The sequence below is a fragment of the Klebsiella sp. 64 genome, assembly GCF_018223915.1.
GTDB classification, from domain to species: domain Bacteria; phylum Pseudomonadota; class Gammaproteobacteria; order Enterobacterales; family Enterobacteriaceae; genus Klebsiella; species Klebsiella pneumoniae.
In genome coordinates, this window is the sequence record NZ_JAGRQZ010000004.1 from 17,357 (window position 1) to 31,357 (window position 14,001).

14 protein-coding genes are annotated in these 14,001 nt (G+C 56.4%); 9 read left to right on the top strand and 5 right to left on the bottom strand.

Translation table 11 applies throughout. From position 1 onward, the window contains the following. Window positions 1-17 precede the first annotated feature (17 nt). The 3 genes from speB to yqgB all read right to left on the bottom strand — a co-directional run bounded on the left by speB (window position 18) and on the right by yqgB (window position 3,288). Window positions 18-938: an agmatinase gene (gene speB, locus KHQ23_RS04990; RefSeq protein WP_002916572.1), complete on the bottom strand. Its 921-nt coding sequence runs from the start codon at window positions 936-938 to the stop codon at window positions 18-20. A 233-nt stretch (window positions 939-1,171) separates the two neighbouring features. Continuing rightward, window positions 1,172-3,148, bottom strand: a complete 1,977-nt coding sequence (speA, locus tag KHQ23_RS04995) for a biosynthetic arginine decarboxylase (protein ID WP_004149805.1) — start codon at window positions 3,146-3,148, stop codon at window positions 1,172-1,174. Window positions 3,149-3,156: 8 nt separating this feature from the next. Continuing rightward, window positions 3,157-3,288, bottom strand: coding sequence for an acid stress response protein YqgB (gene yqgB, locus KHQ23_RS05000; RefSeq protein WP_002916578.1), 132 nt, complete (start codon window positions 3,286-3,288; stop codon window positions 3,157-3,159). A 701-nt stretch (window positions 3,289-3,989) separates the two neighbouring features. On the opposite strand from yqgB, the gene metK reads away from it, so the two are divergent. From metK to ruvX, 8 genes are all read left to right on the top strand, one after another. Continuing rightward, window positions 3,990-5,144: a methionine adenosyltransferase gene (metK, locus tag KHQ23_RS05010; RefSeq protein ID WP_004149807.1), complete on the top strand. Its 1,155-nt coding sequence runs from the start codon at window positions 3,990-3,992 to the stop codon at window positions 5,142-5,144. 381 nt (window positions 5,145-5,525) lie between these two features. Then, window positions 5,526-6,920, top strand: a complete 1,395-nt coding sequence (locus tag KHQ23_RS05015) for a sugar porter family MFS transporter (protein WP_002916587.1) — start codon at window positions 5,526-5,528, stop codon at window positions 6,918-6,920. Between the two features lie 77 nt (window positions 6,921-6,997). After that, a complete protein-coding gene (locus tag KHQ23_RS05020) occupies window positions 6,998-7,498 on the top strand; it encodes a SprT family zinc-dependent metalloprotease (protein WP_002916588.1) in 501 nt (166 codons plus the stop codon). Between the two features lie 94 nt (window positions 7,499-7,592). Then, on the top strand, window positions 7,593-8,300 hold the full coding sequence (gene endA, locus KHQ23_RS05025) for a deoxyribonuclease I (protein ID WP_002916589.1): 708 nt from the start codon (window positions 7,593-7,595) through the stop codon (window positions 8,298-8,300). Between the two features lie 91 nt (window positions 8,301-8,391). Further along, window positions 8,392-9,123, top strand: coding sequence for a 16S rRNA (uracil(1498)-N(3))-methyltransferase (gene rsmE / locus KHQ23_RS05030; protein ID WP_002916597.1), 732 nt, complete (start codon window positions 8,392-8,394; stop codon window positions 9,121-9,123). A gap of 20 nt (window positions 9,124-9,143) precedes the next feature. Then, a complete protein-coding gene (gshB, locus tag KHQ23_RS05035; protein WP_002916600.1) occupies window positions 9,144-10,094 on the top strand; it encodes a glutathione synthase in 951 nt (316 codons plus the stop codon). 174 nt (window positions 10,095-10,268) lie between these two features. After that, complete coding sequence (locus KHQ23_RS05040) at window positions 10,269-10,832, top strand: YqgE/AlgH family protein (protein ID WP_002916603.1); 564 nt, start codon at window positions 10,269-10,271, stop codon at window positions 10,830-10,832. Further along, window positions 10,832-11,248, top strand: coding sequence for a Holliday junction resolvase RuvX (ruvX, locus tag KHQ23_RS05045; protein ID WP_002916605.1), 417 nt, complete (start codon window positions 10,832-10,834; stop codon window positions 11,246-11,248). The genes KHQ23_RS05040 and ruvX overlap by 1 nt, the downstream gene beginning before the upstream one ends. A 52-nt stretch (window positions 11,249-11,300) precedes the next feature. Here the strand turns inward: ruvX and KHQ23_RS05050 are convergent, their stop codons facing one another. Together KHQ23_RS05050 and KHQ23_RS05055 are read right to left on the bottom strand one after the other, a co-directional pair. Then, window positions 11,301-11,954, bottom strand: coding sequence for a LuxR family transcriptional regulator (locus tag KHQ23_RS05050; protein ID WP_002916607.1), 654 nt, complete (start codon window positions 11,952-11,954; stop codon window positions 11,301-11,303). A 348-nt stretch (window positions 11,955-12,302) separates the two neighbouring features. Continuing rightward, window positions 12,303-13,283 (bottom strand): type IV pilus twitching motility protein PilT, encoded by a 981-nt coding sequence (locus KHQ23_RS05055; protein WP_023282988.1) that lies wholly within the window; start codon window positions 13,281-13,283, stop codon window positions 12,303-12,305. 16 nt (window positions 13,284-13,299) lie between these two features. On the opposite strand from KHQ23_RS05055, the gene KHQ23_RS05060 reads away from it, so the two are divergent. Beyond that, entirely contained in the window at window positions 13,300-14,001 is a 702-nt protein-coding gene (locus KHQ23_RS05060; RefSeq protein WP_211776953.1) for a YggS family pyridoxal phosphate-dependent enzyme, read from the top strand.

Genomic DNA, 14,001 nt, shown 5'->3' on the forward strand with positions numbered 1-14,001 from the left:
GTATGACGGGAACAGATTTATTCGCCCTTCTTCGCCGCCTGGATGTACAGCATCTCCAGCGCCAGGGTCGCCGCCGCCAGAGCGGTAATTTCGGACTGATCGTAGGCCGGGGCAACTTCCACCACGTCCATCCCGACGATGTTCAGGTCCTTCAGGCCGCGCACCAGCTTGATCGCGCGGTCGGAGGTCAGCCCACCGATAACCGGGGTACCGGTGCCTGGCGCAAACGCCGGATCCAGACAGTCGATATCAAAGGTCAGGTACACCGGCATGTCGCCGACGATCTGCTTCACCTGGGCAATCACGTCATCAACGCTGCGGTCGTTAACCTGGCCGGCGTCGAGCACCGTAAAGCCATTGTCTTTGTCGAACTCGGTGCGGATCCCGATCTGTACGGAGTGGTTCGGATCGATAAGCCCTTCGTTCGGCGCGGTATAGAACATGGTGCCGTGGTCGAACTCGCAGCCGTTGGCGTAGGTATCGGTGTGAGCATCGAAGTGCACCAGCGCCATTTTACCAAAGTGCTTGGCATGGGCGCGCAGCAGCGGCAGGGTAACGAAGTGGTCGCCGCCAAAGGAGAGCATACGTTTACCGGCCGCCAGCAGCTTCTCGGCGTGAGCCTGCAGCTTCTCGCTCATTTCGCGCGCGTCGCCGAAGGCGTACACCAGATCCCCGCAGTCCACCACGTTCAGGCGCTCGCGCATATCGAAGTTCCACGGGAAACGGTTGTGCTCCCAGGCAAGGTTAGTGGAAACCTGACGGATCGCCGCCGGGCCATGACGGCCGCCCGCGCGCCCGGAGGTCGCCATATCGAACGGCACGCCGGTGATGACCCAGTCCGCATCGCTTTCATACGGCATAAAGTTCATTGGCAAACGCAGAAAGCCAAAGGCATTGGATACCAGGGAGTTATCGTATTGATGACCTAAAGTGCTCATGGATATGACCTCTTTTGACAGTCGTGGAACGTAAAAAATAAGTATAAAAAAACCCCTCCGCGTCGTTAGGCCCGACGAGGAAGGGTTTGATAGATAAATCGCTTATTGGCGTGAATTATCGCCGGTAATGCATACGGGTTCAAGTGAGTATCGCATGCTGCCGGATGACGGCTTCGCCTTATCCGGCCGACATACGCAGGCCCGGTCAGCGCAGCGCCACCGGGCATCAGCGGCTACTCGTCTTCCAGATAAGTATAGCCGTACAGTCCCGCCTCGAACTCCTCGAGGAACTGCTGCTGCAGCGCATCGTCCAGACCGGTATTTTTCACCTGATCGCGGAACTGGGTCAGCAGCGTATTCGGATCCAGCTGCACATACTGCAGCATATCCGCCACGGTATCGCCCTCGTCGGACAGCTCAACCTCAACGCTGCCGTCAGGGAAGACGAACACGTCCACCGCCTCGGTATCGCCGAACAGGTTATGCATGTTGCCGAGGATCTCCTGATAGGCGCCAACCATGAAGAAGCCCAGCATCGGCGGGTTCTCCGGGTCGTATTCCGGCATCGGCATGGTGGTGGCGATCCCGTCGCCGTCCACGTAGTGATCGATGGCGCCATCGGAATCGCAGGTGATGTCCAGCAGCACCGCGCGGCGCTCAGGCGACTTGTTCAGCCCTTCCAGCGGCATCACCGGGAACAGCTGATCGATCCCCCAGGCATCCGGCATCGACTGGAACAACGAGAAGTTGACGTAGATTTTATCCGCCATTCGCTCCTGCAGCTCATCGATGATGGGACGATGGGCGCGGTTGCTCGGGTCGAGCTGCTTCTGCACCTCATGGCACATGTTCAGATACAGCTGTTCCGCCCACGCGCGCTCCTGCAGGTTGAAGGTGCCTGAGGAGTAGCCGATGTGGATATCGTGCAGGTCCATCTGGCTGTCGTGCAGCCATTCGCGCAGCGAGCGGCGGTTGCCGGTCTCGTGCATCTCCAGCCAGGTTTCCCACATGCTCTGCAGCGGACGCGCAGCGTCTTCCGCCGGCGGGGTCGCCTCGGTGTATTCGTTACGCTCCACGCCGATGATGTTGGAAACCAGCACGGTATGGTGCGCGGTCACCGCGCGGCCGGACTCGGTGATCACCGTCGGGTGCGGCAGGCCATTCTCTTCGCAGGCATCGCCGATCGCCCAGATGATATTGTTGGCGTATTCGTTCAGACCGTAGTTCACCGAGCAATCGGACTGCGAGCGGGTGCCTTCATAGTCCACGCCCAGGCCGCCGCCGACGTCGAAGCACTGAATATTGACGCCCAGCTTATGTAGTTCGACGTAGAAACGCGCCGATTCACGCACGCCGGTGGCGATATCGCGAATGTTAGCCATCTGCGAACCGAGGTGGAAGTGCAGCAGTTGCAGGCTCTCAAGATGGCCTGCCTCGCGCAGAATCTCGACCAGTTGCAGCACCTGGGTCGCTGCGAGGCCGAACTTGGACTTCTCGCCGCCGGAGGACTGCCATTTACCGGAGCCCTGCGAGGCCAGACGCGCACGTACGCCAAGGCGCGGCACCACGTTCAGGCGCTCGGCCTCTTCCAGTACGATAGCGATCTCGGACATCTTCTCAATGACCAGATAGACCTTGTGGCCCATCTTCTCGCCCACCAGCGCCAGACGGATATATTCGCGGTCTTTATAACCATTACAGACGATGACGCTGCGGGTCATCCCGGCGTGCGCCAGCACGGCCATCAGTTCCGCTTTCGAACCGGCTTCCAGGCCCAGCGGCTCGCCGGAATGGATCAGCGATTCAATCACGCGACGGTGCTGGTTAACCTTGATCGGGTAGACGAGGAAGTAATCGCCGTTATAGCCATACGATTCACGCGCGCGTTTGAAGGCGGCGTTGATCGAGCGCAGGCGGTGCTGCAGGATCTGCGGGAAGCAGAACAGCGCCGGCAAGCGCTGCCCTTGCGCTTCACGCGCTTTGACTAATTCCGCGAGGTCAACGCGCGCTTCCGGGACGTCCGGATCCGGGCAAACGCTGATGTGGCCCAGTTCGTTGACGTCATAATAGTTATTGCCCCACCAGGCAATATTATAAGTACGCAGCATCTTGCTGGCTTCCTGGGAGCTCATCGCTACCTCCTGCATGGAACGTAGTACACCGTGTTCGCCTGCTGACGAAGGCGAAACCATAGACATGTCGTCAGACATAGCGAACCTCAATTTTTAATAATAAGTGTAAGACAGTTAACTACTATCGCAGTCCAAAGATGCGATAACAACCCATGAACAGTCCTAAAGCCCAGCACTATCTGCTGGTTTTGCGACTGCGCGACCGGTTTCTTATTCATATCATCGTAAAACACGTAGCCGAACAGAGTATGACAGTCCGGAGAAACCACGAGAAAACTCTTGCCAGGCAAGAGCGCCCTTGTTCAGTTTTCTGACGGCCGACCGGCCCTGGAATCCTGAGAAGCGCCGAGATGGGGTGAACATCGGCTGGTTTGCATGAGAGAGATGCAGGTTGCGGAGTGCTGACGCGCGACAGAACGACGCGACGAATCAAACGAAAAACATTGGTTCATTATCTGGTATCACCTCCACACCGCCCTGCGACAGGGTCGGCGACAAGCCAAAGCTATACATACCGGGCAACAGGCGCTACGCCGCTGCGAGATTCTGTAAATACAGACTGCTTAACCCGGCTGGAAGTGGCACCACAGGGCCATGCCCCGTGCGCTTTTTTAATGAGCCGCGCGCGGCGTTTTATACCGAGAAGCGGGGTAAAAAGCAAAATAAAAATGTGCCTGTTTGCGCGGTTGTCAGGAAATTTTGCCAGGCGGGTTTTCCCATAAATGCGACCGCCATCAAAAAAGGCTGGAAATGGGCTCAAGATTTGACCTAAAATGGCCGTCCAGAAGTTAATCCGTCTATACTGATTAACACTCAGACTGCTCGTGTCGCTACCTGCGCGGCTTTGCGCTGATTATCCACCAAAGCCACATTACACAACAGTATGAGCTATCCGAATCGTCCACAGGTGAAATAAAATATGGCAAAACACCTTTTTACGTCTGAGTCCGTATCAGAAGGGCATCCTGACAAAATTGCTGACCAAATCTCCGATGCCGTGCTGGATGCGATCCTCGAGCAGGATCCGAAAGCGCGTGTCGCATGTGAAACCTATGTCAAAACCGGCATGGTGCTGGTAGGCGGCGAAATCACCACCAGCGCATGGGTTGATATCGAAGAGATCACCCGCAACACCGTCCGCGAAATTGGCTACGTGCATTCCGATATGGGCTTTGACGCCAACTCGTGCGCCGTACTGAGCGCCATTGGTAAACAGTCTCCGGACATTAACCAGGGCGTTGACCGTGCCGATCCGCTGGAACAGGGCGCCGGCGACCAGGGGCTGATGTTTGGCTACGCCACTAACGAAACCGACGTGCTGATGCCGGCGCCGGTGACTTACGCTCACCGTCTGGTGCAGCGTCAGGCTGAAGTGCGTAAAAACGGCACCCTGCCGTGGCTGCGCCCGGATGCGAAAAGCCAGGTGACCTTCCAGTATGACGACGGCAAAATCGTCGGCATCGACGCGGTCGTTCTGTCGACTCAGCACGCGGAAGATATCGATCAGAAATCCCTGCAGGAAGCAGTGATGGAAGAGATCATCAAGCCGATTCTGCCGACTGAATGGCTCAACGCGTCCACCAAATTCTTCATCAACCCGACCGGCCGTTTCGTTATTGGCGGCCCGATGGGCGACTGCGGTCTGACCGGTCGTAAGATCATCGTTGATACCTACGGCGGCATGGCTCGCCACGGCGGCGGCGCGTTCTCCGGTAAAGATCCATCTAAAGTTGACCGTTCCGCAGCCTACGCGGCGCGCTATGTGGCGAAGAACATCGTTGCCGCAGGCCTGGCCGATCGTTGCGAAATTCAGGTTTCCTACGCTATCGGCGTTGCAGAACCGACGTCCATTATGGTGGAAACCTTTGGCACCGAGAAAGTGCCTTCTGAACAGCTGACCCTGCTGGTGCGTGAGTTCTTCGACCTGCGTCCATACGGTCTGATTCAGATGCTGGATCTGCTGCACCCGATCTACAAAGAAACCGCAGCCTACGGTCACTTTGGTCGCGAACATTTCCCATGGGAAAAAACCGACAAAGCGGCGCTGCTGCGGGAAGCGGCCGGTCTGAAATAATCTCCGCGCTTCCTCTCTTCAAGGCCAGCCTCGCGCTGGCCTTTTTATTTACGCCCCCCCTTTTCTGCGCCCCCATTTCAACGCGCGGCCGCCACAAAATGAAAGCGATTACATAGTAAAGACTGTCACCTTCTGCCCAAAGACGCTATCTCCTGTACCCATTTTTCACAATGTTACATATTGTTTCGGTCAACTCTGATTACCGTTTTTCAAAATGTCGTCTATCCTTGTTTATATTGCTGATTTAAAAAGCATTTAATGAATTACGTTTCTTTACCTTTGTGGAAACGATTACACAGCCGTGATTATAGTCACGTTTTTTTACCGACGAGTGTCCTACCCTAACCATCGACAGAATCAATAACTCAACTGGAGGGCGTTATGCCTGACAACAAAAAACAAGGGCGTTCGAACAAGACTATGACGTTCTTCGTCTGTTTCCTCGCCGCGCTGGCTGGCCTGCTGTTCGGCCTTGATATCGGTGTTATTGCGGGTGCCTTACCCTTTATTGCTAATGAGTTCCAGATTTCCGCCCACACCCAGGAGTGGGTGGTCAGCTCCATGATGTTCGGGGCTGCCGTCGGCGCGGTCGGCAGCGGCTGGCTCTCTTTCAAACTGGGCCGGAAAAAGAGCCTGATGATCGGCGCCATCCTCTTCGTCGCCGGTTCGCTGTTCTCTGCCGCCGCGCCAAACGTCGAGATCCTGCTGGTTTCCCGTGTGCTGCTCGGCCTGGCGGTGGGCGTCGCCTCATATACGGCTCCGCTGTATCTGTCGGAAATCGCGCCAGAAAAAATTCGCGGCAGTATGATTTCCATGTACCAGCTGATGATCACCATCGGGATCCTTGGCGCCTATCTCTCTGACACCGCTTTCAGCTACAGCGGCGCATGGCGCTGGATGCTCGGGGTTATCATCATTCCGGCGGTATTGCTGCTGATCGGCGTTATCTTCCTGCCGGACAGCCCGCGCTGGTTCGCCGCCAAACGTCGCTTTGTCGATGCGGAACGCGTGCTGCTGCGCCTGCGCGATACCAGCGCCGAAGCGAAACGCGAGCTCGATGAAATCCGTGAAAGCCTGAAGGTAAAACAGTCCGGCTGGTCGCTGTTTAAAGACAACAGCAACTTCCGCCGCGCGGTGTTCCTCGGCATCCTGCTGCAGGTGATGCAACAGTTCACCGGGATGAACGTCATCATGTACTACGCGCCGAAGATCTTTGAGCTGGCGGGTTATGCCAACACCACTGAGCAAATGTGGGGGACAGTGATCGTCGGTCTGACTAACGTGCTGGCCACCTTTATCGCCATCGGTCTGGTCGACCGCTGGGGCCGTAAACCGACGCTGATCCTTGGCTTTATCGTGATGGCCGCGGGTATGGGCGTCCTGGGTACGATGATGCACATCGGCATTCACTCCTCTACCGCCCAGTACATCGCCGTCCTAATGCTGCTGATGTTCATCGTCGGTTTCGCCATGAGCGCCGGCCCACTGATTTGGGTACTGTGCTCCGAAATCCAGCCGCTGAAAGGCCGCGACTTCGGTATCACCTGCTCCACAGCGACCAACTGGATTGCCAACATGATTGTCGGCGCCACCTTCCTGACCATGCTCAACTCGCTGGGCAGCGCCAATACCTTCTGGGTGTACGGCGGTCTGAACGTGCTGTTTATCCTGCTGACGCTGTGGCTGATCCCGGAAACCAAAAACGTCTCGCTGGAACATATTGAACGTAACCTGATGCAGGGTCGTCCACTGCGCGAGATCGGTGCCCGCGATTAACCTTCCTGAGCTTCCTCCCATCCCGGGAGGAAGCTTCCTCTTGCTCTCCCCCCTCCGCCGCACTATCCTCTGGCGCTATGAAAACGCCCCGTATTCCCATCGCTATTCAGCAGGCCGTCATGCGCAGCCTGCGGGAGCATCTCGCCAATGCGAATCGCAAGCTGGAACGCCGCTATGCGGAACCGACGCTGGTCTACCAGCAGCGTGGTACTTCCGCCGGCACCGCCTGGCTGGAGAAAAACGAAATTCGTTTAAACCCGGTGCTACTGCTGGAAAATCAGCGGGAGTTTATCGATGAAGTGGTGCCGCATGAGCTGGCGCACCTGCTGGTCTGGCAGCATTTCGGCCGCGTCGCGCCGCACGGGAAAGAGTGGAAATGGATGATGGAGAGCGTCCTTGGCGTTCCCGCGCGTCGCACCCACCGCTTTGAACTCGCTTCGGTCCGCCAGAACACCTTCCCCTATCGCTGTCGCTGTCAGCAGCACCAGCTCACCGTCCGTCGCCATAACCGGGTGGTTCGCGGCGAGGCCACCTACCGCTGCGTTCGCTGCGGCGATCTGCTGGTGGCTGAAAAATAACCATCGGAATTAATTAGAAACTTTCTGATCTGACTGATTGCATCCGGCACCCTCATTCGCTACGTTGCGGGCTCGTTTTGACACGGAGTTAACGATGTCCCGTATGCATGTTTTAGCCGTAGCGGTATTGAGCGCGGCAGTCAGTGGTCCGCTTGCGGCCGCTGGTATTAATAGTTTTTCCCAGGCCAAAGCCGCTGGCGTCAAAGTGAATGCCGACGTTCCGGGCGATTTTTATTGCGGCTGTAAAATCGACTGGCAGGGGAAAAAAGGCGTTATCGATTTGGAATCCTGCGGCTATAAAGTGCGTAAAAATGAGAACCGCGCCAGCCGGGTTGAATGGGAGCACGTAGTGCCGGCATGGCAGTTCGGCCATCAGCGTCAGTGCTGGCAGGAGGGTGGACGTAAAAACTGCGCCAAAGATCCGGAATACCGCAAGATGGAAAGCGACATGCACAACCTGCAGCCGGCGGTGGGAGAAGTGAATGGCGATCGCGGCAACTTCATGTACAGCCAGTGGAACGGCGGTGAAGGCCAGTACGGCCAGTGCACCATGAAGGTCGATTTTAAAGATAAAATCGCCGAGCCCCCTGCCCGCGCTCGCGGCGCTATCGCCCGCACCTACTTCTATATGCGCGACCGCTATCAGCTGAATCTTTCCCGCCAGCAAACTCAGCTGTTTACCGCCTGGAATAAACAGTACCCGGTCACCGCCTGGGAATGTGAACGTGATGAGCGCATCGCGAAAGTGCAGGGCAACCATAATCCGTATGTCCAGCAGGCTTGCCAGGCGCAAAAGAGCTAACCTACACTAGCGGCAATTGTTAATTTGCAGCCCTGTGCTTCCCGCCCGATGGCGGGAAGCTGGCATCTGCGCAACGAACGGAATATCAAGCATGCGCATTCCTCGCATCCATCATCCAGAACGCCTCATTGTCGGCAGCCAGATCGCGCTGAGCGATGACGCGGCCAACCACGTCGGCCGCGTCCTGCGCATGACCGCCGGTCAGCACCTACAGCTTTTTGACGGCAGTAACCAGGTGTTTGACGCGGTCATCACCGAGGCCGGTAAGAAAAACGTTACGGTTGAGGTGCTCAGTGGCGAACCCGACGATCGGGAATCGCCGCTGCATATCCATTTAGGCCAGGTGATGTCCCGCGGCGAAAAAATGGAATTCACCATCCAGAAATCGATCGAACTCGGGGTAAGCCTCATAACGCCACTGTTTTCCGAGCGCTGCGGCGTTAAACTGGATGCCGAACGTTTGCAGAAAAAGATCCAGCAGTGGCAGAAAATCGCTATTGCCGCCTGCGAACAGAGCGGTCGTAACGTGGTACCGGAAATACGTCCGGCGATGCAGCTGGAGGCGTGGTGCGCCGAGCAGGACAGCGGGCTGAAGCTCAACCTGCACCCGCGCGCCAGCGCCAGCATTAACACGCTGCCGCTGCCGGTTGAACGCGTCCGTCTGCTGATTGGCCCGGAAGGCGGGCTGTCGGCTGAAGAGATAGCGATGACCGCGCAATACCAGTTTACTGATATCCTGTTGGGACCGCGCGTTCTGCGTACAGAGACTACTGCGCTCACCGCCATCACCGCCCTACAGGTGCGTTTTGGCGACTTAGGTTGAGGCGTTAACGGAGAAGAACCATGATCAAGCTCGGCATCGTGATGGATCCCATCGCAACCATCAACATCAAGAAAGACACCAGCTTCGCTATGTTGCTGGAGGCGCAGCGTCGCGGCTATGAACTCCATTATATGGAGATGAACGACCTCTATTTGATCAACGGCGAAGCCCGCGCCCGGACGCGCACGCTGAGCGTCGAACAGAACTACGATAAATGGTATGACTTCACCGGCGAGCAGGATCTGCCGCTTGCGGACCTTGACGTCATCCTGATGCGTAAGGATCCGCCGTTTGATACCGAATTTATTTATGCCACCTACATCCTGGAGCGAGCGGAAGAGAAAGGCACGCTTATCGTCAACAAGCCGCAGAGTCTGCGCGACTGTAACGAGAAGCTGTTCACCGCCTGGTTCTCTGAACTGACTCCGGAAACGTTGGTCACCCGCAATAAAGCCCAGCTGAAAGCCTTCTGGGAAAAGCACGGCGATATCATCATGAAACCGCTCGACGGCATGGGCGGCGCCTCTATTTTCCGTGTTAAAGCCGGCGATCCAAACCTTGGGGTGATTGCCGAGACGCTGACCGAACTGGGCAGCCGCTACTGCATGGCGCAGAACTATCTGCCGGCCATTAAAGATGGCGACAAGCGCGTGTTGGTAGTGGATGGAGAGCCCGTGCCTTACTGCCTGGCGCGAATTCCGCAGGGTGGCGAGACCCGCGGCAATCTGGCCGCCGGCGGCCGCGGCGAAGCCCGCCCGTTGACCGAAAGCGACTGGGAAATCGCCCGCCGCGTCGGCCCGACGCTGAAGGCCAAAGGCCTTATCTTCGTCGGCCTGGATATCATCGGCGACCGTCTGACGGAAATTAACGTCACCAGCCCCACCTGCGTACGCGAAATCGAAGCCGCCTTCCCGGATATTTCGATCACCGGTATGCTGATGGACGCTATCGAAAGACGTATCGATAAATAAGCACGACGGCGGACCAACGTCCGCTTTTGGCGCAGCGAGCGCGGATTACCGCGCTCGTGAAACGTTGCCAGCCTGACGCCACTCGGGCGCCAGCCAGATAAAGTGCATCGACACCATTCTACTTTGCCCGCATACTGGGTGTTGCTTTTTTGAACCAGGAACGAACCTCTGACAATGAATTTACAGCATCACTTTCTGATTGCCATGCCCGCGCTTCAGGACCCCATTTTCCGCCGCTCCGTAGTCTATATCTGCGAGTACAACGACGAGGGTGCTATGGGCATTATTATCAATAAGCCGCTGGAAAATCTGCAGGTGGAAGGGATCCTTGAGAAGCTCAAAATTGTCCCGGAGCCGCGCAATCCAGAGATCCGTCTGGATAAACCGGTGATGCTGGGAGGCCCGCTGGCGGAAGACCGCGGCTTCATTTTGCATACCCCGCCCTCTGACTTTTCCTCGAGCATTCGCATCTCGGATAACACGGTGATTACCACCTCGCGGGATGTTCTTGAAACCTTAGGTACCGATCGGCAGCCGGGCAACGTGCTGGTTGCGTTGGGCTACTCTTCGTGGGAGAAAGGGCAGCTGGAGCAGGAGATTTTAGATAATGCCTGGCTCACCGCCCCGGCGGATCAGAATATTCTTTTCCGTACGCCGATCGCCGATCGCTGGCGCGAGGCGGCTAAACTGATTGGTATCGACATTGTGACGATGCCAGGCGTCGCGGGGCATGCGTGATGAGCGGAACCTTTCTCGGCTTTGACTTTGGCACCAAAAGCATCGGCGTGGCGGTGGGACAACGCATCACCGCGACCGCACGACCATTACCGGCGCTGAAGGCGCAGGACGGTAAACCGGACTGGAACGTCATCGAAAAACTGCTTAAAGAGTGGCAGCCTGAGGCGGTAATCGTCGGCCTGCCGCTCAATATGGACGGCACCGAGCAACCGCTGACGGCGCGCGCGCGTAATTTCGCCAATAAAATTCATGGCCGCTTTGGCGTCGCGATCCTTCTCCACGATGAACGGCTGAGTACGGTTGAGGCCCGCGCGGGCCTGTTTGAACACGGCGGCTACCGGGCGCTGAATAAAGGCAGCGTCGATTCAGCCTCTGCCGTAGTCATACTGGAAAGCTACTTCGAGCAGAGCTTTTAAACTCTGCCCTCCTGCGCCGCCGGCGGACCGCTGACGGCGCACGTTTACCCGCTTAGTGGCGCAGATGTTCGTTAGCCCAGCTCACCGCCTGGGTGCGATTTTTCACGCTCAGTTTACGAAACACATTGTACAGGTGCGTCCGCACCGTGTTCTCGCTGATAAACAGCGCGCGGGCGATATCCAGGTTCGTTGCGCCGCAGCGCAGTTCGTTGAGGATCTCGCATTCCCGCTCGGTCAGCGGCGAGTTCTCTACTGGAGTCGATGCATGGTCCGCAGCGTACATCGCCGGGTGCATCACGCTCAATTCAGCCGTCTGCTCGCCGTTCAGCACGGCCTTAACGCCCTCAATTAAGCGCGATTCATCATCGTCATGACGGAACACGCCATATAAAGCCGGCCACTGCGCCATTTCGTATAGCTCATACTTTTGTGCGCTATTAATAATCAACAAACGAGGATTATCTGCCTGCAGGCGAATAATATCCCGCCACACCCCGTTTAATTTCTTATTTGACACTGCAATATCAAATAATATTACAGAATCTTTTGCCAAACGCTGCGCCAGCGGTTTATTAATATTTTGTAAAACCACCGGTGCCATCAGGGTTTCGCTCAGATAGCTGGCAAAGGCTTTGCTTTGAATCGACGGGTGGGTAATAAAGGTTACCTGACGAGAAGATGATGAATTTCCATTTAAATTAATCACTTAAAACTCTCCTTAGCTGTTACCCACCGCCATGGTGGTTAAATGAATAAAAAAAGATACAAACAGTCGTGAATTTATAAATCACCAAGGTAATTTACAAACTGAAACGTTATTCCATGAGAATCATCCTATTCCCACAAACAGCATAAATCGAATGACTCAAAGCTGTCAAAAGATAATCAAACTTTTTTCCTGGAAATGCGTATTCACTGTCGACATATCTAATCTGAATGTGTTATTTGAATTTATAATCAAAAGTTATTTGTATTACCAAATAATATTAATAAACAACAAATAAACATTCATCTAACATATCATTTAACCTGTCATATCAATCTCTTTCTCATCTTATAGCGCGCCTGCAGCGACACGTTGCTGAAAACTCTGGGTAAAGGTCAACATTCCGGCCTGCATCCCGGTCTGCATCACACCAGGCAATTGATGTACTTTTCCTTCACGGATCAAATTCGCCACCGCTGGCGTGTTGACCAGAAGCTCGTATAGCGCAACTCTCCCGCCCTGACGTGCAGGTAACAATTTTTGCGCCAGCACCGCGCACAGGCTTCCGGCAAGCTGGCTACGAACCTGATCTTTCTCCTCCGCCGGAAAGACATCGATCAATCTCTCCACCGCCGGCGCCGCGCCGCGGGTATGTAATGTCGCCATTACCAGGTGCCCGGTCTCCGCCGCGGTTAACGCCAGGCGAATGGTTTCGCTGTCGCGTAGCTCCCCGAGCAGGATCACATCCGGATCCTGGCGCAGCGCCACGCGGAGCGCCGCGGCGAACGAAGGACAGTGACGGCCAACTTCCCGCTGCTGGATCAGACAGCGCTCGCTGTGATGAATAAATTCCACCGGATCTTCAAGCGTCAGAATATGGCCATCAAGATGCTGATTGAGGTGCCCCACCATTGCCGCCAGGGTGGTCGACTTGCCGCTGCCCGTCGCTCCGGTGACCAACAGCAAACCACTCTCTTCCGCCAGCAGTTCGCTCAGCGCAGGCGGGGCGCCGAGCGTGTCCAGACGCGGGCACTGTTCAGGAAGGAGGCGCAGCACCAGCGATATCCCACGCGTATGGGCGAAGGCGCTGGCGCGCAGCCGCGCACCGCAGGCCAGGTTCAGCGCAAAGTCAATCTGGCCGTGTTCCTGCCAGTGCAGTAACTGTGCGGCATCGAGCCAGTCATTGAGTAAATTCGCAATATCCGGCGCGGGAAAGGGCGCGGGCTCCAGCCTGCCCTGCCGCCGCCAGCGCGGTGCGGCGGAATTGCACAGGTGTAGATCGGAGACATTATGCTTTACACTAAGGGCTACGATTTCTTCCAGCTTCATAACTCATCCTCGGAATATGAACGATATTGCGCATAACCTGGCACAGGTCCGGGACAAAATCTCCGGTGCTGCCGCCCGATGCGGGCGTGCGCCAGAAGAAGTGACATTGCTTGCAGTGAGTAAAACGAAACCTGCGAGCGCGATCGAAGAAGCCATTGCGGCAGGCCAGCGGGCATTTGGTGAAAACTACGTCCAGGAGGGCGTGGAGAAGATTAACCATTTCCAGCAGGCTGGCGTCAGCGGGCTGCAGTGGCACTTTATTGGCCCCCTGCAGTCCAACAAAAGCCGGTTGGTGGCAGAGCATTTTGACTGGTGCCACACCGTCGATCGGCTGAAAATCGCCACCCGCCTGAACGAGCAGCGCCAGGCGCATTTACCGCCGCTGAAGGTGCTGATTCAAATTAACATCAGCGATGAGCAGAGCAAATCCGGCATCCCGCTGGAAGCGCTCGACGGCTTAGCGGCGGAGATCGCTGAGTTACCTCATCTGGAACTGCGCGGCCTGATGGCCATCCCCGCGCCTGAGTCAGAATATGTAAGGCAGTTTGCCGTCGCCCGGCAAATGGCGGTAGCATTTGCGCGATTAAAAACGCGGTACCCCACGGTCGATACGTTGTCTCTGGGAATGTCGGACGATATGGAAGCCGCAATCGCGGCGGGAAGCACGATGGTGCGCATCGGTACAGCCATTTTTGGTGCGCGCGACTACAGCAAATAA